17 protein-coding genes are annotated in these 21,345 nt (G+C 71.6%); 11 read left to right on the top strand and 6 right to left on the bottom strand.

Features of this window, described 5'->3' with window-relative positions; all coding sequences use genetic code 11:
- Positions 1-68: 68 nt before the first annotated feature.
- From BIV24_RS21200 to BIV24_RS21185, 4 genes are read right to left on the bottom strand one after another with little or no spacing between them, the layout of a single operon-like run.
- Positions 69-1,811 carry an ABC transporter ATP-binding protein gene (locus tag BIV24_RS21200; protein ID WP_071367967.1) on the bottom strand — a complete coding sequence of 581 codons (1,743 nt, stop codon included), beginning with the start codon at positions 1,809-1,811 and terminating at the stop codon, positions 69-71.
- Positions 1,808-3,535, bottom strand: a complete 1,728-nt coding sequence (locus tag BIV24_RS21195; RefSeq protein WP_071367966.1) for an ABC transporter transmembrane domain-containing protein — start codon at positions 3,533-3,535, stop codon at positions 1,808-1,810. The genes BIV24_RS21200 and BIV24_RS21195 overlap by 4 nt, the downstream gene beginning before the upstream one ends.
- A gap of 21 nt (positions 3,536-3,556) precedes the next feature.
- Positions 3,557-5,416, bottom strand: a complete 1,860-nt coding sequence (locus BIV24_RS21190) for an ABC transporter ATP-binding protein (protein ID WP_071367965.1) — start codon at positions 5,414-5,416, stop codon at positions 3,557-3,559.
- Complete coding sequence (locus tag BIV24_RS21185; protein ID WP_071367974.1) at positions 5,413-7,203, bottom strand: ABC transporter ATP-binding protein; 1,791 nt, start codon at positions 7,201-7,203, stop codon at positions 5,413-5,415. Before BIV24_RS21185 ends, BIV24_RS21190 begins: the two co-directional genes overlap by 4 nt.
- Positions 7,204-7,385: 182 nt before the next feature.
- On the opposite strand from BIV24_RS21185, the gene BIV24_RS21180 reads away from it, so the two are divergent.
- The 4 genes from BIV24_RS21180 to BIV24_RS21165 are packed head-to-tail and all read left to right on the top strand — an operon-like array spanning position 7,386 to position 10,969.
- Positions 7,386-8,288 (top strand): ABC transporter ATP-binding protein, encoded by a 903-nt coding sequence (locus BIV24_RS21180; protein WP_071367964.1) that lies wholly within the window; start codon positions 7,386-7,388, stop codon positions 8,286-8,288.
- Entirely contained in the window at positions 8,285-9,034 is a 750-nt protein-coding gene (locus BIV24_RS21175) for an ABC transporter permease (protein WP_177198776.1), read from the top strand. Before BIV24_RS21180 ends, BIV24_RS21175 begins: the two co-directional genes overlap by 4 nt.
- Positions 9,035-9,072: 38 nt before the next feature.
- Complete coding sequence (locus tag BIV24_RS21170; RefSeq protein WP_071367963.1) at positions 9,073-10,326, top strand: sensor histidine kinase; 1,254 nt, start codon at positions 9,073-9,075, stop codon at positions 10,324-10,326.
- The gene (locus BIV24_RS21165) at positions 10,316-10,969 is read left to right on the top strand and encodes a response regulator (RefSeq protein WP_071367962.1); all 654 of its coding nucleotides are present in this window, start codon (positions 10,316-10,318) and stop codon (positions 10,967-10,969) included. The genes BIV24_RS21170 and BIV24_RS21165 overlap by 11 nt, the downstream gene beginning before the upstream one ends.
- A gap of 13 nt (positions 10,970-10,982) precedes the next feature.
- Here BIV24_RS21165 and glgX read toward each other — a convergent pair whose 3' ends face one another.
- Complete coding sequence (gene glgX / locus BIV24_RS21160) at positions 10,983-13,259, bottom strand: glycogen debranching protein GlgX (RefSeq protein ID WP_071367961.1); 2,277 nt, start codon at positions 13,257-13,259, stop codon at positions 10,983-10,985.
- 486 nt (positions 13,260-13,745) lie between these two features.
- Here glgX and BIV24_RS21155 point away from each other — a divergent pair, with 486 nt between their 5' ends.
- The 6 genes from BIV24_RS21155 to BIV24_RS21130 all read left to right on the top strand — a co-directional run bounded on the left by BIV24_RS21155 (position 13,746) and on the right by BIV24_RS21130 (position 19,465).
- On the top strand, positions 13,746-14,894 hold the full coding sequence (locus BIV24_RS21155) for a L,D-transpeptidase (RefSeq protein WP_079168420.1): 1,149 nt from the start codon (positions 13,746-13,748) through the stop codon (positions 14,892-14,894).
- Positions 14,895-14,977: 83 nt separating this feature from the next.
- Positions 14,978-15,745, top strand: coding sequence for an enoyl-CoA hydratase/isomerase family protein (locus BIV24_RS21150; protein ID WP_071367960.1), 768 nt, complete (start codon positions 14,978-14,980; stop codon positions 15,743-15,745).
- A 302-nt stretch (positions 15,746-16,047) separates the two neighbouring features.
- Positions 16,048-16,551 (top strand): ATP-binding protein, encoded by a 504-nt coding sequence (locus BIV24_RS21145; RefSeq protein ID WP_071367959.1) that lies wholly within the window; start codon positions 16,048-16,050, stop codon positions 16,549-16,551.
- Positions 16,552-16,751: 200 nt separating this feature from the next.
- Complete coding sequence (locus BIV24_RS21140; protein ID WP_071367958.1) at positions 16,752-17,612, top strand: polysaccharide deacetylase family protein; 861 nt, start codon at positions 16,752-16,754, stop codon at positions 17,610-17,612.
- Entirely contained in the window at positions 17,612-18,784 is a 1,173-nt protein-coding gene (locus tag BIV24_RS21135) for a YVTN family beta-propeller repeat protein (RefSeq protein ID WP_071367957.1), read from the top strand. Before BIV24_RS21140 ends, BIV24_RS21135 begins: the two co-directional genes overlap by 1 nt.
- Positions 18,785-18,862: 78 nt before the next feature.
- On the top strand, positions 18,863-19,465 hold the full coding sequence (locus tag BIV24_RS21130; RefSeq protein WP_071367956.1) for an ADP-ribosyltransferase: 603 nt from the start codon (positions 18,863-18,865) through the stop codon (positions 19,463-19,465).
- A gap of 10 nt (positions 19,466-19,475) precedes the next feature.
- On the opposite strand, the gene BIV24_RS21125 is transcribed toward BIV24_RS21130, so the two are convergent.
- Positions 19,476-20,111, bottom strand: coding sequence for a GNAT family N-acetyltransferase (locus BIV24_RS21125; RefSeq protein WP_071367955.1), 636 nt, complete (start codon positions 20,109-20,111; stop codon positions 19,476-19,478).
- Between the two features lie 57 nt (positions 20,112-20,168).
- Here BIV24_RS21125 and BIV24_RS21120 point away from each other — a divergent pair, with 57 nt between their 5' ends.
- Positions 20,169-21,089 (top strand): helix-turn-helix domain-containing protein, encoded by a 921-nt coding sequence (locus tag BIV24_RS21120; protein ID WP_071367954.1) that lies wholly within the window; start codon positions 20,169-20,171, stop codon positions 21,087-21,089.
- The last annotated feature ends 256 nt before the right edge of the window (positions 21,090-21,345 follow it).

The raw sequence follows: 21,345 nt of genomic DNA, 5'->3' as shown, positions 1-21,345 counted from the left end.
TCGTGTTCGGTATACGGACCGTTCACCGAAGGGGGCCGGCGCCGCCGGTCAGGCCTGTGTCACCCGTGTCACCCGTGCCACGAGCGCCACAGCGCCGCGTACGCCCCGTCCGCCGCCACCAGGCTGTCGTGCGGTCCGACCTCGGTCAGCCGGCCGTCCTCCATCACCGCCACACGGTCCGCGTCGTGCGCGGTGTGCAGACGGTGCGCGATGGCGATGACAGTACGGCCCTCCAGCACGGCGGCCAGCGCACGTTCGGTGCGACGGGCGGTTCTCGGGTCGAGGAGGGCCGTCGCCTCGTCGAGGATCAGGGTGTGCGGATCGGCCAGGACCACCCGGGCCAGGGCCAGTTGCTGGGCCTGGGAGCCGTCCGTACGGTGGCCGCCCTCGCCCAGCGCGGTGTCCAGACCTTCCGGCAGCTCCCGCACCCAGTCGTCGGCGCCGACGGCGGTGAGCGCCGCCCACAGGTCGTCGTCCGCAGCGGACGGCTCGGCGACCCGCAGATTGTCGCGCACCGTGCCGAGGAAGACATGGTGCTCCTGGGTGACCAGGACGACCTGACGGCGCAGCCGCTCCGGCCCGAGACCGGCCACCGGCACCCCGCCCACGGTCACCGAACCCGCGGTCGGCGCGTCGATGCCCGCCAGCAGCCTGCTCAGCGTGGTCTTCCCGGCGCCGGAGGGTCCCACCACCGCCAGGCGTTCCCCGGGCCGCACGGTCAGGTCCACCCCGCGCAGCACCTCGCCCCCGCGGTCGTAGGCGTAGCGCACCCCGGTCACGTCGATCCGGTCGTCCGCCGGAGCGGGGCCGTCGCCCTCCGGCACCGCATGCGGGATGCGGGCGAGTCCCTCCACCCGGGCGAAGGAGGCGCCGCTGTTCTGCAGTTGCTCGACCCGCACCAGAATCTCGTCGAGCGGCTGGCTGAACTGGCGCAGATACAACGCGGCCGCCACCACCGCGCCCAGGCTCACCGTCCCGTGCGCGTGCAGCACCCCGCCGACCAGCAGCACCCCCGCCACGGGCAGGACGTACGAGGTCTCCACCACCGGGAAGAACACCGTGCGCAGGTACAGCGTGTAGAAGCGGGTGCGCCGTGACGTCTCCAGCGCCTCGCGGCTCGCGGCGGTCCTGACCTCCCCCAGCCGGAACGCCTCGACCGTGCGCGAACCGGCCGCCGTCGCCGCGAGGTTCTCGGCGACCTCGGAGGTGGCCGCGCCCTCGGCGAGGTAACCGGCCCGCGCCCGGCGCAGGTACCAGCGCAGGACGACCCAGATGGGCACCAGGCACACGACGCCCACGGCGCCGAGCAACGGGTCGAGTACGAAGACCGCGCCGAGCACGAACACCGCCTGCACGATGTTGATGAGCAGTTCGGGCCCGGTGTCGCGCAGGGTGGTGCCGGCGGTGGTCACATCGGCCGTGCCGCGCGCCGTCAGGTCGCCGGTGCCGGCCCGCTCTACGACGGACGCGGGCAGCGCCAGCACCCGGTCCACGAACTCCTCGCGCACCCGGGCCAGCGTCCGCTCCCCGAACCGATGCCCCACGTACCGCGCCCAGCGCAGCAGCAACAGCTGGGCCAGCGAGCACAGCAGGATGGCCAGCGCCATCCGGTCGACGGCACCGACCCCGCGCCCGGCCCGCACCGTGTCCACGATGTGCCCGAGCAGCCAGGGCCCGGCCAGCCCCGCCCCGGCCGCCGCCGCGTTCAGCACCAGGACCCCGGCGAAGGCCCGCGCGTCGGCCCGCACCAGCCGCACGGCGGCGCGGCGCACATCGGCGGGCTCCGCGATCGGAAGGTGACCGCTCGTCATCGCACGACCTCCTCGGCGGCGTCCGCGTCCCGTGTCACCAGGGCCCGGTAGCCGGGCTCCTCCGCCAGCAGCCGCCGGTGGCTTCCGGTGGCCACGACCTTGCCGTCGGCCAGGTAGTGCACGACGTCCGCGCGGTCCAGGACCAGCGGGGACGTGGTCGTCACCACGGTGGTACGCCCTTTACGGGCCGCCCGCAGCCGGTCCGCCACCGTCGCCTCGGTGTGCGCGTCCAGCGCGGAGGTGGGCTCGACGGCGAGCAGCACCTCCGGATCGGCCAGCAGCGCCCGCGCCAGCCGCATGCGCTGGCGCTGGCCGCCGGAGAGGTTGCGGCCCTGTGCGTCGATCGCCGAGTCGAGCCCGCCCGGCAGGCCCTGGACGATGTCGTCGGCCACCGCCGCGCGCACGGCCCGCGCGATCGCCGCCTCGTCGATGTCCTTGGGATGTCCGCATCCGGCGAGCAGGTGGCGCAGCGGCCCGGCGAACAGGTCGGCCTCGTGGTCGGCGACCAGGATCCGCTCGCGGACCCGCGGCAGGGCGATCTCGTCCAGGCGTACGCCGTCCCAGGTGGCGTCGGAGGGTGCATACCGGCCCAGGCGGTCGACGACGGCCGCGGCGTCGGCGGGACGCGCCCCGGCCAGCGCCGTCAGCCGCCCCGGTGGCACGTGCACCCCCGACTCCGGGTCGTGCAACGGCGACGGCTCGGCCGGTGCGTCGGCGGTGCCGGTGTCCGGCGCGGGCTCGAGCCGCAGCAGCCGTACGACCCGGCGGGCCGCGACCACACCCCGGCTGAGTATGTAACTGCCCTCCATCAGGAACATCACCGGCCACCCCGACAGCACGGCGACATACCCGTACACCGACACCAACTCGCCGATACTGATGGTTCCCCGGGCCGCCATCCGGGCCCCCAGCCAGGTCACCACGGCGAGGAACAGCGTCGGCAGCCCCGCCCCGAGCGCCTGGATCCAGCTGGCCACCGCCCCGACCCGGTACCCCTGTGCGCGCAGCCGCTGCGAGTCCCGGCGGAAGGCGTCGGCGAACAGCGCTTTGCCGCCGAGGCCGTTGAGGACGCGCAGCCCGCCCGCGAGGTCGCCGATCCGCGCGGTCAGCACGCTCTGCCGCTCGCGGTACTCCGTCTCCGCGCCCTGCAGCCGCCCGAGCAGCGGCCCGACGGTCACCCCGAGCAGCGGCACCCCGAGCAGCACCACCACGGCCAGCGGTACGGAGATCGCCAGCAGGAGCCCGGCGACCGCGAGGTAGGCCGCGATCGCGCCGACGCCCGGCCCCACGACCGTGAGGGCCTGGCTGATCGTCTGCACGTCGCCCACCCCGATCGTGACCACCTCCCCGGTCCCGACCTGCGCGGGCAGCGTGGCCCCCAGTCGCACCGTCTGCCGGACGACGACCTTCACCGTACGGAAGTTGGCGTCCATCCGTACCCGGGTCATCGTGCGGTGCCGCATGACGCTCACCCAGGCGTTGAACGCCCCGACCAGGAACAGCACGGCCGTCCAACCGGCGAGCGCCCCTGTGTCACCGGGCACCAGCCCGTCGTCGATCGCCTTGGCCATCAGATACGGCGTCGCCGCCAGCAGCACCATCCAGATGCTGCCGAGCACCGCACCGGCCACGGACCGCCCCGGCTGCCGGGTGACCAGCCACCACAGATACCACCAGCCGCCCCGGCAGTCGGGCTCACCTGGGTCCTCGTACGTGTCGATCATCCGTGCCGGGTCTCCGTTCGCTCAGGCCAGACTGTCCCGCCACGCCCGGTGCAGATCCGCGAACCGTCCCGTCCCCGCGATCAGTTCGGCCGGGCTGCCGTCCTCGACGATGTGCCCGCCCTCCATGACGAGCACCCGGTCGGCGATCTCCACCGTCGACAGCCGGTGGGCGATCACCACGGCGGTACGGCCCCGCAGCACGGTCACCATCGCCCGCTGCACGGCCTGTTCACCGGGGATGTCCAGGGAACTGGTCGCCTCGTCGAGGATGAGGACCGCGGGGTCGGCGAGCAACGCCCGGGCGAAGGAGACGAGTTGACGCTGCCCGGCGGAGATGCGTCCGCCGCGCTTGCGTACGTCCGTGTCGTAGCCGTCGGGCAGGGCGCTGATGAAGTCGTGGGCGCCGATCGCCTTCGCCGCACGCTCGATCTCCTCGCGGGTCGCGTCCGGGCGGCCGATGGCGATGTTCTCGGCGACCGTGCCGGAGAACAGGAACGCCTCCTGGGTCACCATCACCACCCCGCGCCGCAGTTCGGGTACGGCGAGGTCGCGCAGGTCCACGCCGTCCAGCAGGACCCGGCCGTCGGAGGGGTCGTAGAAGCGGGCCAGCAGCTTGGCGAGCGTCGACTTGCCGGCGCCCGTGGAGCCGACCACAGCGACGGTCTGCCCGGCCGGGAAGGTCAGGTCGAAGCGGGGCAGCACCTCCCCTCCGGTGCGGTAGCCGAAGCGGACGCCGTCGAAGACGACCTCGCGGCCGGGCAGTTCCGATCGCGGCGGCGGAAGCTGCCTGGGCGCCGACGCCTCCGGGACCGAGGGCGTCTGGGCGAGCAGGCCGGCGATCTTCTCCAGCGAGGCCGCCGCCGACTGGTAGGAGTTGAGGAACATGCCGAGCCGGTCGATCGGGTCGTACAGCCGACGCAGGTACAGCACTGCCGCTGCCAGCACACCCAGTTCCAGCGAGCCGTCCGTCACCCGGTAGGCGCCCCACAGCACGATCCCCGCGACCGCCGTGTTGGCCACCAGCCGGGAGCCGACGACATAGCGGGCCATCTCCAGGAGGGCGTTGCCGTTGGTGTCCTCGTGGCGCCGGTTGAGCGTGCGGAATGCGGCGTCGTTGGCGGCCTCCTGGCGGAAGGCGCGCACCGGCCGGATGCCGTTCATGGTCTCCACGAACTTCACGATCACCGCCGCGATCGCCGTGGACCGCTCCCGGTAGACCCGCCCCGCGCGCCGCTGGTAGAGCCGGACCAGCAGGTACAGCGGCCCGAAGGACGCCACCGCGACCGCGCCCAGGCCCAGGTCCAGCCACAGCAGCATCGCCGAGATGTAGACGAAGGACAGGATGACCGTGACGAGCTCCTGCAGCCCTTCGTCGAGCAGTTCGCGCAGCGACTCCACGTCCGTGGTGGAGCGGGAGATGAGCCGGCCCGAGGTGTACCGCTCGTGGAAGTCCACGCTGAGCGCCTGCGCGTGACGGAAGATCCGGCCGCGCAGGTCCAGCAGGACGTCCTGGTTGACATGGGCCGCGGCGACGATGAACGCCCACTGCAACGCGCCGGAGGCGAGCGCGCACAGCAGATAGCCGACGGCCACCGCGATCAGCGGCCCGTGGTCGTGGTGGCGGAACGCCGGTACGGCGGTGTCGATCGCGTACGCCACCAGCAGCGGGCCCGCCTGGATTGCCGCCTGCTGGAGCAGCAGCAGAAGCGTGGTCCCGGCCACGCGCGCCTTCAGGGGTGCCAGCAGCGAGCGGAGCAGGGCGGCCGTGGCGCCCGGCGGGGAGGGCAGGATGTCCCGGTCGAAGGGATCGTCGGCATCCTTGGGGCGCGGCACGTCCTGGGCGTCCCCCGCGGTGGGGACGGACGTCGTGGGAGCCGTCATCGGTCGTCGTCCTCTTCTTCCGTGGGCCGGCCCGACATGAGGTGGGCGTACTCGACGTTGGTGCGCAGTAGTTCGTGATGCGTGCCCACGGCGGTGATCCGTCCGCCGGAGAGCAGGGCGACCCGGTCGGCCAGCAGCACCGTGGAGGGGCGGTGGGCCACGATCAGGGCGGTGGTGCCGGCGAGTACCTGGCGCAGCGCGGCCTCCACGGCGGCCTCCGTGTGCACGTCCAGCGCGGACAGCGGATCGTCCAGGACCAGGAAGCGGGGGCGGCCGACGACGGCGCGGGCCAGCGCCAGGCGCTGCCGCTGACCGCCGGAGAGGCTGAGACCCTGTTCACCCACCTGGGTCCCGGCGCCCTGGGGCAGGGCGTGCACGAAGTCGGCCTGGGCCACGGACAGCGCGCCGTTCAGCTCGTCCGTGCCCGCGGTGGCGCCGGCGCCCATGAGAACGTTGTCGGCGACGCTCGCGGAGAACAGGGTGGGCTCCTCGAAGGCGACGGCGACCATCGCACGCAGGTCCTCGCGGGGCAGCTCGGCGATGTCCTGCCCGTCGAGGGTGATCCGGCCCTCGGTCACCTCGTGCAGGCGGGGGATGAGCGCGGTGAGCGTCGTCTTGCCGCTTCCGGTCGCGCCGACCAGGGCCATGGACTCGCCGGGGCGGATGTGCAGGTCGATGCGGTCGAGGAGGGGCGGGGAGCCGGCGGGGGCGTCGGGGTAGCGGAAGCGGACGTTCTCGAAGCGCAGCCCCGTGCCGGAGGACCCGGCCGAGGGCAGGGCGGGGACGGTCTCCGTCTCCGGCTCCGCGTCCATCACCTCGAAGTACCGCTCCGTCGCCGTCGCCGCCTCCTGGCTCATCGCGAGCAGGAAGCCGATCGACTCCACCGGCCACCGCAGGGCAAGGGCCGTGGAGAGGAAGGCGACCAGCGTCCCCGCCGACAGCGAACCATCCGCGACCTGCACCGCGCCCACCACCAGCGTGGCGCCGATGGCCACCTCCGGCAGTGCCATGATGACCGCCCAGATGGTCGCCAGCAGACGGGCTTTGCGCAACTCCGTGCCGCGCAGCCTCCCCGACAGCTCGCGGAACGCTCGCGCCTGGCTGCGGTGCCGGCCGAACCCCTTGATGATGCGGATGCCGAGCACACCCTCCTCGACCACCGTCGTCAGGTCCCCGACCTGGTCCTGCGCCAGCCTGGCCGCGTGCGCGTACCGCTTCTCGAAGACCGCGCTCAGGGCGATCAGCGGAACGGCGGGCGCCAGCATCACCAGCCCCAGCGTCCAGTTCTGAAGCAGCATGATGACCACACCGACGAGGATGGTCACGCCGTTGACGAGGAGGAACGTCAGGGGGAAGGCGAGGAACATGCGCAGCAGCATCAGGTCGGTCGTACCCCGGGAGAGCAGCTGACCGGACGCCCACCGGTCGTGGAAGGCGACCGGAAGCCGCTGCAGATGCCGGTAGAGGCCGGCCCGCATCTCCGCCTCGACGTGCGCCAGCGGGCGCGCCACCAGCCACCGCCGCAGCCCGAACAGCAGCGCCTCGGCCACCCCGAGCAGCAGCAGGTACAGCGCGCCCAGCCACACGCCTTCCGGGTCGTGCTCGGCGACGGGCCCGTCCACCAGCCACTTGAGCACGAGCGGGATCACCAGCCCCACACAGGAGGCGCCGATCGCGATGAAGGCGGCGGTGAGCAGGCGCATCCGCACCGGCCGTACATACGGCCACAGGCGCAGCAGAGTGCGGACGGAGGAGCGGTCGTCGGTGGTTGCAGGTGTCGTCGGCATCAGGGCGAGCCTACGGACCGGCACTGACACTGCCCACCGAGTTTTGGCCGGACCCGGATCCGCCGTCGGTCCTACGACCTGCGCGTCTGACGGGTCGTACGGTGGCATCAACCGATCGGCTGATGCCTCTTCGAGCGCGACGGGCGATGTGCGCTCACCCCGGTGACCGGGACCCTGATGCCATGTCCGTCATCGAAGTCAGCGAACTGCGCAAGTCCTACGGCGGCCGGGCCGTCGTCGACGGCGTCTCCTTCGCCGTCGAGGAGGGGGAGATCTTCGGGATCCTCGGCCCGAACGGCGCCGGCAAGACCACCACCGTCGAGTGCGTCGAGGGCCTGCGTGTCCCCGACGCGGGCCGCGTCCGCGTCACCGGCCTCGACCCGATCGCCGACCACGAGAAGGTCGCCCGCGTGCTGGGCGCCCAGCTCCAGGAGAGCGAGTTGCAGGCCAAGCTCACCGTGCGCGAGGCGCTCGAGCTGTACGCCTCCTTCTATCCGAGCCCGGCCGACTGGCGGCCCCTGGCCGAACGCCTCGGCCTGGCCGAGAAGCTCACCACCCGCTTCGCCAAGCTCTCCGGCGGCCAGAAGCAGCGGCTGTTCATCGCCCTCGCCCTCGTCGGCAACCCCCGGGTCGTCGTGCTGGACGAGCTGACCACCGGGCTCGACCCGCGCGCCCGCCGCGACACCTGGCAGCTCATCGAGGACGTCCGGGCGGGCGGGGTCACCGTGCTGCTCGTCACGCACTTCATGGAGGAGGCCCAGCGGCTGTGCGACCGGATCGCCGTGATCGACGGGGGCCGGATCGCCGCCCTGGACACCCCCGACGGACTGATCCGGCGCTCGGCGGGCTCCACCGTCATCAGCTTCACCCCGTCCGCGCCGCTGGACGAGGGTGACCTGAACGCACTGCCCGAACTGGCCTCCCTCGCCCACAAGGACGGCCGGATCACGCTCTCCGGCACCGACGCGACCGTCAACGCCGTCATCACACTCCTCGCCCGCCACCACATCACCGCCCACCAACTCCGCGTCACCGACGCCACGCTCGACGACGCATTCCTGGACCTGACGGAGGCCGCGTCATGAGCAGCGCCCTTGTGAACCCCGGCGTACTGCGCGCCGAACTTCGCCTCTTGCGCCGTGAGCCCGGCATCATCTTCTGGGTCCTGCTGTTCCCCACCCTGCTGCTGGCGATCCTCGGCTCCATCCCGTCCTTCCGGCACTCCAGCCACGACCTGGGGGACCTGCGCCCCATCGACGCCTATGTGCCGATCGCGGTGCTGATCGGGTTGATCACCAGCGGGGTGCAAGGCATGCCGCAGAGCCTCACCGGCTACCGCGAGCGCGGCATCCTGCGCCGGATGTCCACCACTCCGGTCCGGCCCGCCGCCCTGCTGACCGCGCAGATGCTGGTGTACGGGGGTGCGGCCCTGGTCTCGGCGCTGCTCGCCCTCACAGTGGGGCGGCTCGCCTTCGACGTGACCCTGCCGCGGCAGCCGTTCGGCTACGCCGTCGCCCTGCTGCTGTCCGTGATCGTCGCGCTCGCCCTGGGCGCGGTGATCTCCGCGCTGTCCCGCACCACGAAGATCGCGGGTGCGATCGGGTCCGCGGTGTTCTTCCCGATGATGTTCTGCGCGGGCGTGTGGCTGCCGGTGCAGGCCATGCCCCACACTCTTGCCGAGATCGTCGGCTACACACCCTTCGGTGCCGCCGCGCAGGCCCTCGACCAGGCCGCCGCGGGCCACTGGCCGGGCTGGTCCCACCTGGGCGTGCTGGCCGCCTGGGCGGTGCTGCTGACCCGTGTCGCCTCGCGCTGGTTCCGCTGGGAATGAGCGGGGAGGTGGTGCCATCCGTCCCCCATATTGGGTGCATGAGTGACGTGAAGACTGTCGAAGAGCGGTGGGCGGTGTGGGACCGCTGGGGGCCGTACGGACTGCTGGCCGTCGGCGCGTTGACCGCCGCGGCGGCGGTCGAGGCGTTCGGCATGACGACCGGCAGGCGGGACGTGGCGGCCGGACTGGTCGTGGCGGCCCTCGTCCACGAACTGAGCTGGACCAGGAGGTCACGCACCCGGTCCGGGCCGTCCACGGCGAGCGCCTTCCACTACGGCCTGCGCTGGGCCATCGCCTTCGTGCTGACCTGGCTGAACCCACTGTTCGCCTTCTACGCCGTCATCGGCTATTTCGACGCCGACCGGCTGCTGCCGCAGCGGTTGCGCAAGGCCGGTCTGTTCGCCACCGCCGTGACGGTCGCCGGTTCCCAGTCGGGCGGGTTGCCCCCGCGCGGAGGCATGGGCTGGGGGCTCTTCGGGGCGGTCCTCGCGGTGCACATCGTGCTGCTGGTGGTACTCACCCATCTCAACGAGCTGGAGGAGGCTCGCAACCGTGCCCAGGCCGAGACCATCGCCGAACTGGAGCGCACCAACAAGGCGTTGCAACTGGCCCTCGACGAGAACGCCGCCCTGCACGCCCAACTCCTGGTCCAGGCCCGGGAGGCCGGGGTCGCCGACGAGCGCCGCCGGCTGGCCGCCGAGATCCACGACACCCTCGCCCAGGGGTTGACCGGCATCATCGCCCAGCTCCAGGTCGCGCTGAACACATCGGACGAGGCCGTGGCGGGGGTGCACGTGGACCGTGCCATGGCACTCGCCCGGCACAGCCTGGGCGAGGCCCGCCGCTCCGTACACAACCTCGCCCCGGTGGACCTCGACGGCCACGGCCTGCCCGAGGCGATGAAGAAGACGGTCGACGAATGGGGCGAACGCACCACGGTACGGGCCGAGTTCACCGTTACGGGCGTCATCGAGCAACTGCACGACGAGGTCTCGGCCACCTTGCTGCGGATCGCCCAGGAAGCCCTGTCGAACGTCGCCCGGCACGCCCGCGCTTCCCGTGTCGGCGTCACCCTGTCCTTCATGGGCGCCGAGGTCACCCTCGACATCCGTGACGACGGCCGCGGCTTCGATCCCCTCGTCGTTCCCACCCGCAGCCGTACGAGCGGCTTCGGCCTGGACGGGATGCGCGCCCGAGCCGAACGCATCGCGGGGTCCTTCACCGTCGAGTCCGAACCGGGGCACGGCACGGCGATCTCGGCTCGCGTACCGTTGGTGCGCGATGACCGATGACACCCCCAGACACCCGGCGATCTCGCTCCTCATCGTCGACGACCACCCCGTCGTCCGGGACGGCCTGCGCGGCATGTTCGAGTCCGCGCCCGGATTCACCGTCCTCGGCGAGGCGGCGGGCGGAGTCGAGGCGGTGGAGAAGGCCGCCGTGCTGGACCCGGACGTGGTCCTGATGGACCTGCGCATGCCGGGCGGCTCCGGTGTGGACGCCATCCGGGAACTGACCCGCCGCGGCGCCCGCGCCAAGGTGCTCGTCCTGACCACGTACGACACCGACTCCGACACGCTGCCCGCGATCGAGGCGGGCGCGACCGGCTACCTCCTCAAGGACGCCCCGCGCGACGAGTTGTTCACCGCCGTCCGCGCCGCCGCCGAGGGCCGCAGCGTCCTCTCCCCGGCCGTGGCCTCCCGCCTGGTCTCCGCGGTCCGTACCCCCGCCCCCCGCAACGAACCGCTCTCGGCACGCGAGCGCGAGGTACTGGCCCTCGTCGCCAAGGGCACCTCCAACCGGGAGATCGCGCGAGAGCTGTTCATCAGCGAGGCCACCGTGAAGACCCACCTCACCCACCTGTACGCCAAGCTCGGCGTCAACGACCGTGCGGCGGCGGTCGCGGTGGCCTACGACCGGGGGATCCTCGGCTGACACCGGTCGGGCGTCAGCCGGTGACCTTCAGCAACAGCACTGACCGTTCCGGCACCGTGATCGGCCCGTCCGCCCGATGCGTCACCCCAGGCGCCTGCGCCTGCTCCTCCCGCGAGGTGTCCACGAGCACCTCGTAGTGCTCCGCCCACGGCGGCCCCGGCAGGACGAACTCCACCGGGCGCTCCCCGGCGTGCAGGACGATCAGGAAGCTGTCGTCGAGGACGGGGGCTCCGCGCCCGTCACGGCCCGGGATGTCCCGGCCGGACAGGTACATCCCCAGGGTGGCCGCCGGGGCGTACCAGTCCGCTTCCGTCATCTCCGCGCCGCGCGGGGTGAACCACGCCAGGTCCCGCAGCCCGTCCGCCGAATGGGACCGCCCGGAGAAGAACGCCCGGCGGCGCAGCACGGGGTGGCGGTGGCGCAGCGCGATCAGACGGGAGGTGAGGTCGGACAGCACCCGCCAGCCCGGCTCCCGGAGCAGGCTCCAGTCCAGCCAGCTGGTCTCGTTGTCCTGGCAGTAGGCGTTGTTGTTGCCGCGCTGGGTGCGGCCCATCTCGTCGCCCGCGACCAGCATCGGCACGCCTGTGGACAGCAGCAGCGTGGTCAGCAGGTTCCGCTGCTGCCTGCGTCGCAGCGCCCGGATCCGCTCGTCACCGCTGTCGCCCTCCGCCCCGCAGTTCCAGGAGCGGTTGTCGTCCGTGCCGTCCCGGTTGCCCTCGCCGTTGGCCTCGTTGTGCTTGCGGTCGTAGCTCACCAGGTCCCGGAGCGTGAAACCGTCGTGCGCCGTCACGTAGTTGACGGAGGCGTACGGGCGGCGCCCGCCCCAGGAGTACAGGTCGCTGGAGCCGGACAGGCGGTAGCCCATCTCCCGTACGTCCGGCAGGGCGTGGTGCCAGAAGTCCCGTACGGCGTTCCGGTAGCGGTCGTTCCACTCGGCCCACAGCGGCGGGAAGGCCCCCACCTGGTAGCCGCCCGCGCCCACGTCCCAGGGCTCGGCGATGAGTTTGACCCTTCGCAGCACCGGGTCCTGGGCGATGACGGCGAGGAACGGGGAGAGCATGTCGACGTCGTGCATGGAGCGGGCCAGCGCGGCGGCCAGGTCGAAGCGGAAGCCGTCCACGCCCATCTCCGTCACCCAGTAGCGCAGCGAGTCGGTGATCAGACGCAGCACCTGCGGCTGCACCACGTGCAGCGTGTTGCCGCAGCCCGTGTAGTCCGCGTACCGGCGTGCGTCCGGCTGCAGGCGGTAGAAGCCGCGGTTGTCGATCCCCTTCAGCGACAGCGTCGGGCCCAGCTCGCCCGCTTCCGCCGTGTGGTTGTAGACCACGTCGAGGATCACCTCGATGCCGGCCGCGTGCAGCGCCCGCACCATCCGCTTGAACTCGCCGACCTGCTGGCCGGCGGTGCCCGAGGACGCGTAGGCCGCGTGCGGGGCGAAGTAGCCGATCGAGTTGTAGCCCCAGTAGTTCCTCAGCCCCCGTTCGAGCAGATGGTCCTCGTGCGCGAACTGGTGCACCGGCAGCAGCTCCACGGCCGTCACGCCCAGCCGCACCAGGTGCTCGACGGCCGCCGGGTGCGCCAGGCCCGCGTATGTGCCGCGCAGCCGTTCGGGGATGTCCGGGTGCAGTTTGGTGAAGCCGCGGACGTGCACCTCGTAGATCACCGAGTCCGCCCAGGGCGTCTTCGGGCGGTGGTCGTCCGCCCAGTCGTCGTCATCGTGCACCACGACGCCCTTGGGAACGTACGGCGCCGAGTCCCGCTCGTCGCGCACGGTGTCCGCCACGTGCTGCTGCGGCCAGTCCCGTACATGCCCGTACACCTCCGCCGGCAGGCCGAAGTCGCCATCCACCGCGCGCGCGTACGGGTCGAGGAGCAGCTTCGCCGGGTTCCAGCGTGCGCCGGTCCACGGGTCCCAGCGGCCGTGCACCCGGTAGCCGTACCGCTGACCGGGCAGCACGCCCGGCACGAAACCGTGCCATATCTCGTGCGTCAGTTCGGTGAGTGGGATCCGGGTCTCGCGGCTGCCGGCGCCCTGCCCGTCGAACAGGCACAGCTCGACCGCCTCCGCGCCGCCGGCCCACAGGGCGAAGTTGGTGCCCGCGGCCCCGTCCGGGCCCGCGCGGAACCGGGCCCCGAGCGGGGTGGGTGCGCCCGGCCACACGGGCACGGGAGGCACCGGGCGCCGCCTGCCGTTCAGCACGGCGGCCGGGTGTACGGACCGTGCCGCCCCCTCCGCGCGATCCTCCCGCTCTGCTTCCGGCACTGCCTCCTGCTCGGCTGCGCTCGACACCTGTGGGCCTCCCGCGGCTCGTGGAACGACGCGGACAAGGGCGCACCGTGTCCCGGCCGCGGCTCCCCCTCACGTCGTCCTCCCCCCTGTTCTGCCCAGAGCGTGGCTCGCACTCACGTTTCCCCAGGAGGCGTGGCACGGGCGGCACAAGGGTGTCCGGGGGTACGCGGAGCGCACTCCGGCGTACCCCAGTGCGCCTCCGTGCGGCCCAAGTTGGGACTGAAGCGTGACAAACGGGGGGAGTCATCGGGCCGTGGTGTGTGGTTGATTTGACGCCATGCGCGCGCGGGTCGCGCTGGAGTGCGGGCCTCATCAGGCCGTGCGAGGGGAGACAATCACGTGATCGGGCGACCGATATCGGGGGCGCCGGCTGGTGCGCGGGGGAGAGAGGCGCAGGGGAGCGCCGGCGCGGTACCCCAAAGGCGAACGAGCCGACGCCTGAGGCATGGACGCAAGGGACTGTCGGCACTGATACTCGGCGCGCTGATGGTCACCGCCACCGCGTGCGGCGGGGGCGGGGGTTCGGGGTCCGGCGACACGAAGGACAAGGGCTCCGGTACGGACGGGACCAAGAAGTCGCAGGCCGTCGTCACCATAGCCCCGAAGAACGGCGCCGATGCCGTGGACACCAGCGGCGCCCTCAAAGTGACCGCCGCAAAGGGCGCGTTGACCGAGGTCGAGGTCAAGGACGGCAAGGGCCGCGAGGTCGCCGGGACGATCGCCGGCGGGGGCGCCACCTGGACGCCCTCGACCCACCTGGCCGCCGCCACCACGTACAAGGTCCACGCGGTCGCCAAGGACTCCGCGGGTCTCACCTCCGCCGCAGACTCCTCGTTCACCACGCTGACCCCGAAGAACACCTTCGTCGGCCACTACACGCCCGAGAACGGCAGCACGGTGGGTGTCGGCATGCCGATCTCGATCCGCTTCACCCGGGGCATCACCCACCCCGAGGACGTCGAGAAGGCCATCGACGTCAAGACCGAGCCGGCCGTCGAGGTCCGCGGCCACTGGTTCGGCAACGACCGCCTGGACTTCCGCCCGAAGGAGTACTGGAAGCCCGGTACCAAGGTCACGATGAAGCTCGACCTCGACGGCGTCGAGGGCCGTCCCGGCGTCTACGGCAAGCAGACCAGGACGGTGAGCTTCACCATCGGCCGCAACCAGGTCTCCACCGTCGACGCCAAGACCCACAACATGGTCGTCAGGCGCGACGGCAAGGTCGTCAAGACCATCCCGATCACCACCGGCAAGCCCGGCTACGACACCTGGAACGGCCAGATGGTGATCAGCGAACGCCTCACCGTGACCCGGATGAACGGCGAGACCGTCGGCTACGGCGGTGAGTACGACATCGCGGACGTGCCGCACGCCCAGCGCCTGACCGACTCCGGCACCTTCATCCACGGCAACTACTGGGGCGGCGGCACCTTCGGCAACGTCAACTCGAGCCACGGCTGCGTCGGCCTGCGCGATGTGAAGGGCGGCTATGACAAGTCGGTTCCGGCCGCCTGGTTCTTCAACAACTCGATCACCGGTGACGTCGTCATCGTGAAGAACTCCCACGACAGGACGGTCGCGCCCGACAACGGGCTGAACGGCTGGAACATGTCCTGGCAAGAGTGGATCAAGTAAGGACGGTTCGGTACCGGGCCCGGTGTGCCGCTGTGAGCGAGCACACCGGGCCCGATGCCGTTAGTGGCCGTTAACCTTCCTGCATGACTGTGCATCTCGAAGTCGCCGAGGGCGTGGGCACCCTCCGCCTGGACCGCCCGCCCATGAACGCGCTGGACATCGCCACCCAGGACCGGCTGGGCGAACTCGCCGAGGAGGTCACGCGCCGCGAGGATGTGCGCGCCGTGGTCGTCTACGGCGGGGAGAAGGTGTTCGCGGCGGGCGCGGACATCAAGGAGATGCAGGGCATGGACCACACCGCGATGGTCCTGCGCTCCCGCGCCCTGCAGGACTCCTTCACCGCCGTCGCCCGCATCCCCAAGCCGGTCGTCGCCGCCGTCACCGGCTACGCCCTGGGCGGGGGCTGCGAGTTGGCGCTGTGCGCCGACTACCGCATCGCCGCCGAGAACGCGAAGCTGGGCCAGCCGGAGATCCTGCTCGGCCTGATCCCGGGCGCGGGAGGCACCCAGCGGCTGGCGCGCCTGGTCGGCCCCTCCAAGGCCAAGGACCTGATCTTCACGGGCCGGATGGTGAAGGCGGACGAGGCGCTGACGATGGGCCTGGTCGACCGGGTGGTACCGGCCGAGGAGGTGTACGCCGAGGCGCACGCCTGGGCCGCGAGGCTCGCCCAGGGCCCGGCGATCGCCCTGCGCGCCGCCAAGGAAGCGATCGACACGGGGCTGGAGACGGACATCGACACCGGCCTCGCGGTGGAACGGAACTGGTTCGCGGGCCTGTTCGCGACGGAGGACCGGGAGCGCGGCATGCGCAGCTTCGTGGAGGAGGGCCCCGGCAAGGCGAAGTTCGTCTGAGCCGGCGGACCCGAGAATTCATTCGGCAAATCCCCTTGAGCCACTTGCAGTTGACGCGACATCTCACCCGCTGTCCCCCGAAGGGGCGGTTCACGCAGACCCTACGGCGACCGTGAGCCCGTCGCGTCGACACGATCTGGAGAACGCCCCCAACTGACCTGTTCGCACAGGTCAGTTGGGGTGTCAGAAGATCATTGTTGCTGCTGGCATATGCCATCGGACGCTACGGGACGGACTATTCCGGGGGCTGTTTTCTTCTGTAACGCCCGCGTGCGGCGCCCTGGGCGGTCATCATGGGGGGCATGGCGGGGCTGGAGGGTGTCGATCAGCCGCGGCGGCACGCGAGTGCGACCGCGGCGCGCTGGTCACCTGCGATCGAGGACGAACGGGCGTTCAAGGCCCTGGAGTTGTTCGGTAATCCCGTCGACGCGGAGGTGTCCCTGCCCTCCCTCCCCGAATCCGCGGCCACCGCTCGCCGACTCGTCCAGGTCGTGATCCTGCGCCACTGGGCTCTCTCCCCGAAGACGTCCGAGGATGCGGTCCTGCTCGTCTCCGAACTCGTCGGCAACGCCGTACGGCACACCGGCGCCCGTGTCTTCGGGCTGCGCATGCGGCGCCGCCGCGGCTGGATCCGCGTCGAGGTGCGCGATCCCTCCCGCGGGCTGCCCTGCCTGATGCCGGTCCAGGAGATGGACGTGAGCGGTCGCGGTCTCTTCCTCGTCGACAAGCTCGCCGACCGCTGGGGCGTCGACCTGCTGCCCCGCGGCAAGACGACCTGGTTCGAAATGCGGATCGCCGACCGCTGACCCCGGCCCCCGGAAGACGTCCGGACCGGCGGGCGGTCGGGGCCGGCGGAGATTCGGCGGCAGGGCCACCGGCCGCTGCGCCCGCGATCCGTACCTCAGTGCCGGCGGGGCCTTCATGGCCGTGTTACCGGCCCCGCGCGTGTGACCCTTACCCTCTACTAACGGTCAAATCACCGGTTTTCGGCGCGCCGCGCCCTTAAATGGTGAGAGTGACCACGCCCGTCCCTCCTCCTGAGCAAGGCCGTGAGACCGGCCCCGGCGCCCACGCGGCGCCCGACCGCCGCTCGGCGCTGCGTGCGGGCGCCTGGCTCGCCGCGACCGGTGCCCTCGCCACCGCCTGCTCCTCCGGCGGTTCCCACGCCCAGCCCGCATCCCGCACCAGCGGCCCCCCGCACCTCTCCACGGCCTCGCCCGCCCCGGGCACCCAGACCGCCGCGCCCGCACCCCGCACCCTCCCGCGGCAGCCCGCGCAGATCGCCCACGGCCCCCGCAACCACCCCCGGGTCGCCCTCACCTTCCACGGACAGGGCGACCCGTCCTTCGCCAGGTCGATCCTCGACACGGCCGAGAAGGCGGGCGCGAAGATCACCGTGCTCGCGGTCGGCACCTGGCTCGACGAACACCCCGACATCGCCCGCCGCATCCTCGACGGCGGTCACGACCTCGGCAACCACACCCTGCACCACATCGGCATCAACACCCTGTCCGAGAAAGACGCGTTCGCCGAGATCCAGGGATGCGCCGACCGGCTGCGCAGACTGACCGGTTCCATCGGCGCCTGGTTCCGCCCCTCCCGCGCCCCGCGCGCCACCCCGCTCGTCGAACGGCTGGCCCGTCGCGCCGGCTACCCGCACGTCCTCTCGTACGACGTCGACTCGCTCGACTACACATCGCCGGGCGTGCCCGCGATCACCCGCAAGGTCATCGGCGAGATCCACAACGGATCCGTGGTGAGCCTGCACTTCGGGTACGCGGACACGGTCGCCGCTCTCCCCGCCCTCCTGCACGAACTCGACCGCCGCGGCCTCACCGCGGTGACCACCACGGAGCTGCTGAGCTGATGCACCCCACCACCCTCGCGCGCGTACTGATCGCCGGCGCCGCCCTCACCGCGCTCGCCGGCTGCAGCAGCGGAAGCCACACCAAGGAGCACGCCTCCGCGTCCCCCAGCGTCACCGCCACGCCGCAGCAGCAGACCGTCGACGGCCTGCCGGGCATGCCGCCGGTCCTCGACCCGAAGGACGTCTACGCGGCGGACCGGCCCAATCAACTCTCCCCGGTGGTCAAGGACTTCCCGTCCCTCGTCTACGTCCCCAACACCAACTCCAACACCGTGTCGGTCATCGACCCGAAGACGTACAAGGTCATCAAGACGGTCCCGGTCGGCGTCCAGCCCCAGCACGTCGTCCCGTCCTGGGACCTGAAGACGCTGTGGGTCAACAACGACAAGGGCAACAGCCTCACCCCCATCGACCCGAAGACCGGCGAGGTGGGCAAGCCGGTCGACGTGCACGACCCGTACAACCTGTACTTCACGCCGGACGGCAAGTACGCGGTCGTGATGGCCTCCCTCGACCGCCAGCTGGTCTTCCGCGACGCGCACACCATGAAGGTCGCCAAGGCCGAGCCGTCGCGATGCTACGGCGTCAACCACGCCGACTTCTCGCTCGACGGCCGCTACTTCATCGTGTCCTGCGAGTTCAGCGGCGAACTGCTCAAGGTCGACACGGAGAAGATGAAGGTGATCGGCAAGCAGACGCTTCCGTTCCACGGCGCCATGCCGCAGGACGTGAAAGTCTCCCCCGACGGCAAGAAGTTCTACATCGCCGACATGATGGCCCACGGCCTGTGGATCGTGGACGGCGACACCTTCGGCAAGCCGTCCTTCCTCGCCACCGGCAAGGGCGCACACGGCCTCTACGTCAGCCGCGACTCGCGCGAGATGTACATCTCCAACCGTGGCGAAGGCACCATCTCCGTCTTCGACTTCCCGCAGAACCGGCTGACCAAGAAATGGCGCCTGCCGGACGGCGGCAGCCCCGACATGGGCGGCGTCTCCTCGGACGGCAAGGTGCTGTGGCTGTCGGGCCGCTACAACTCCGAGGTGTACGCGATCGACACCGCGACCGGCCGACAGCTCGCCCGCATCAAGGTGGGCAGTGGCCCGCACGGCCTCGCGGTCTACCCGCAGCCGGGCCGCTACTCGCTGGGGCACACGGGCATCTTCCGCTGAGGTAAAGGCGGTTGCCAACACGCCGCTGTACGAGTGATGATCCACGGCCCGCCGGCGCGCAGCCACGAGGGTGCTCCCATGACCACAACTCGCCTGCGTCGACGGGCCGTCGTACTCGTCGTGTCCCTGTCGGCGGTGCTCGCGACCACCGCCGCCACCACTCCGGCCGCCCCCGTGGCCCCTGCGAAGGCCGCGACCGCCTGCCCCCAGTTCTTCGATCCGCTCACGGCGGCCGCCGACCACCACGTGAACCTCGGCCGCATCACCCCCGAACCGGCCTGGCGCACGACCTGTGGCACGCTCTACCGCAGCGACAGCCGCCCGCCGACGACCATCTTCGCGGAGGGCTTCCACGCCAGGGACGTCGTGGGCGGCCAGTACGACCTGGAGAAATACGTCCTGGTCAATCAGCCCTCGCCGTATGTGTCGACGTCCTACGACCACGACCTGTACAAGACCTGGTACAAATCGGGCTACAACTACTACATCGACGCCCCCGGCGGCATCGACGTCAACAAGACCATCGGCGACACCCACAAATGGGCCGACCAGGTCGAGGTCGCCTTCCCCGGCGGTATCGCGCGCCAGTACATCATCGGTGTCTGCCCGGTCGACAAGGCCACCAAGACGGAGAAGATGAACGACTGCGAGAGCAACCCGTACTACGCGCCCTGGCACTGAGGCCCGCTGCTCAGGCCGAGACGAGCAGGGCCTCCGCGCCCACCGGCCGGTAGCCGGCCGCCTGGAACGCCCGCAGGCTGCGGGCGTTCCCCGGGGCGACCTGGGCCCACACCGGTTCGGCGGCGAGATGCCGGGCCGCCGAGACGAGCGCCCGCCCCAGCCCCCGGTGCCGGGCCTCCTCGTCCACCTCCACGGCGGTCTCCAGCCGCCCGGCGATCCCGCGCCCGAGGACGAGCACACCGCCGTCGGCGGCCCACACACGGACGTCGTCCCGGCGCGTGCGGGCCCGGACGACCCGGGGGTGGCCGGGATCGTCGATCTCCCTCAGCGTGAGCGGCGGCGCGCCGGGCAGCGGGGTGGCGACGGAGAGCAGGTCGATGGTGTCGTGCGTCCGGCCCGTCCGCTCCATGAACGCGGCCAGGAACCGCGGGTTCATCGCCGCGGCCAGCGCGTCGCAGTCGAGGCAGTGCAGCGTCTCGCGTACCCACCGGGGATCCTCGTCGGTGAAGACGACGGAGTGCGCGGTGAAGGCGAGGACACCGGCGTCGCGGTGCGCGTGCTGACGTACGACCGTCGTACCGCCGTCAGCGGGAGGGAAGACCCCGCGGGCCGCCGCGTCCAGGATCTCCCGCAGACTGTCGGGCATGAGTCGTCACTCCTCCGGCTTGAGTCTCCACCCACTGGAAGGCCCACACTCGCAGACATGATCGAAGACGGCACCGGCCTGTTCACGATCGGCGAACTGGCACGCGCCACCGGACTGACCGTGCGCACCATCCGCTACTGGTCGGACGAGGGCGCCCTGCCCCCGGTGGCCCGCTCCTCGGGCGGCTACCGGCTGTACGACGCCGCGTCCGCCGCCCGCCTGGAACTGATCCGCACCCTGCGTGAACTGGGCCTCGGCCTGCACGACGTACGCCGGGTACTGGCGGGCGAGGCGTCCGTCGCGGAGGTGGCGGCCGCGCATGTGGCGGCCCTGGACGTGCAGATGCGTTCGCTGAAGGTGACCCGGGCGGTGCTGTCGACCGTGGCACGACGTGGTTCGAGTGCGGAGGAGATGACCCTGATGAACAAACTGGCGCGGCTGTCGGCGGCCGAGCGGCAACGGATCGTGGAGGACTTCGTGGAGGAGATGCTCCACGGGCTCGACACCATGGACCCGGAGATCCGGGAGCGGATGCGTGGCACCGCGGCGGACCTGCCCGAGGACCCGACGCCCGAGCAGGTGGACGCCTGGGTGGAGCTGGCCGAGATGCTGCAGGACCCGGAGTTCCGGGCCCAGATGCGGAAGGCGGCGGAGTTCAATGCGGCCGACCGGGGGCCCGACGCTCCCACCGGAGAGTCCCTGTGGTTCGTCAAACGCCTCGTCGAACTGGCGGGCCGGGCCCGCGAGCAGGGCATCGCACCGGAGGCGCCCGAGGCGGAAGCGGTGCTTCGGGACCTGTTCCGCGACGCCGACCCGGCCGCCGTGCTGGAGCGCATGGAAACGGCCTTCGACGCGCGGCTGGCCCGCTACCGCGAACTGATGTCCATCGTGAAGGACCAGCCCGCGCCCCCGCACACGGAGGACTTCACCTGGGTGGTCACCGCACTGAGGGCGCGGACGGGCCAAGGGTCGTTCTGAACACGAAGCGGAGGGAATGGACCACTAGTGCCCCAACAGGCAACGTTCGCCCCGTCGCGACGCCCGGCACGCTCCCCCAAGCTCTTCGAGCAGGGGGTACCCCCACTCGCCGCACCGGCCGAAAACCCAAGTACATCCAGTACGAGGGCTTCCGGCCGGCACGCCGGTGGGGGCACCGCCCGCGCGAGCGAAGCCGAGCGTGGGGGAACGCACCGGACGCCGCTCCTTGACGGGCAAACGTTGCCTGCCGGGGCAC

Source organism: Streptomyces colonosanans (genome assembly GCF_001866645.1).
GTDB classification, from domain to species: Bacteria; Actinomycetota; Actinomycetes; order Streptomycetales; family Streptomycetaceae; genus Streptomyces; species Streptomyces colonosanans.
This window is presented reverse-complemented; position numbering and strand designations above follow the sequence as displayed.

Excerpts from the sequence above, each read along its gene's own strand:
- BIV24_RS21200 (WP_071367967.1), bottom strand. The coding sequence starts at position 1,811 with ATGACGAGCGGTCACCTTCCGATCGCGGAGCCCGCCGATGTGCGCCGC.
- BIV24_RS21195 (WP_071367966.1), bottom strand. The coding sequence starts at position 3,535 with ATGATCGACACGTACGAGGACCCAGGTGAGCCCGACTGCCGGGGCGGC.
- BIV24_RS21190 (WP_071367965.1), bottom strand. The coding sequence starts at position 5,416 with ATGACGGCTCCCACGACGTCCGTCCCCACCGCGGGGGACGCCCAGGAC.
- BIV24_RS21185 (WP_071367974.1), bottom strand. The coding sequence starts at position 7,203 with ATGCCGACGACACCTGCAACCACCGACGACCGCTCCTCCGTCCGCACT.
- BIV24_RS21180 (WP_071367964.1), top strand. The coding sequence starts at position 7,386 with ATGTCCGTCATCGAAGTCAGCGAACTGCGCAAGTCCTACGGCGGCCGG.
- BIV24_RS21175 (WP_177198776.1), top strand. The coding sequence starts at position 8,285 with ATGAGCAGCGCCCTTGTGAACCCCGGCGTACTGCGCGCCGAACTTCGC.
- BIV24_RS21170 (WP_071367963.1), top strand. The coding sequence starts at position 9,073 with ATGAGTGACGTGAAGACTGTCGAAGAGCGGTGGGCGGTGTGGGACCGC.
- BIV24_RS21165 (WP_071367962.1), top strand. The coding sequence starts at position 10,316 with ATGACCGATGACACCCCCAGACACCCGGCGATCTCGCTCCTCATCGTC.
- BIV24_RS21155 (WP_079168420.1), top strand. The coding sequence starts at position 13,746 with ATGGTCACCGCCACCGCGTGCGGCGGGGGCGGGGGTTCGGGGTCCGGC.
- BIV24_RS21150 (WP_071367960.1), top strand. The coding sequence starts at position 14,978 with ATGACTGTGCATCTCGAAGTCGCCGAGGGCGTGGGCACCCTCCGCCTG.
- BIV24_RS21145 (WP_071367959.1), top strand. The coding sequence starts at position 16,048 with ATGGCGGGGCTGGAGGGTGTCGATCAGCCGCGGCGGCACGCGAGTGCG.
- BIV24_RS21140 (WP_071367958.1), top strand. The coding sequence starts at position 16,752 with ATGGTGAGAGTGACCACGCCCGTCCCTCCTCCTGAGCAAGGCCGTGAG.
- BIV24_RS21135 (WP_071367957.1), top strand. The coding sequence starts at position 17,612 with ATGCACCCCACCACCCTCGCGCGCGTACTGATCGCCGGCGCCGCCCTC.
- BIV24_RS21130 (WP_071367956.1), top strand. The coding sequence starts at position 18,863 with ATGACCACAACTCGCCTGCGTCGACGGGCCGTCGTACTCGTCGTGTCC.
- BIV24_RS21125 (WP_071367955.1), bottom strand. The coding sequence starts at position 20,111 with ATGCCCGACAGTCTGCGGGAGATCCTGGACGCGGCGGCCCGCGGGGTC.
- BIV24_RS21120 (WP_071367954.1), top strand. The coding sequence starts at position 20,169 with ATGATCGAAGACGGCACCGGCCTGTTCACGATCGGCGAACTGGCACGC.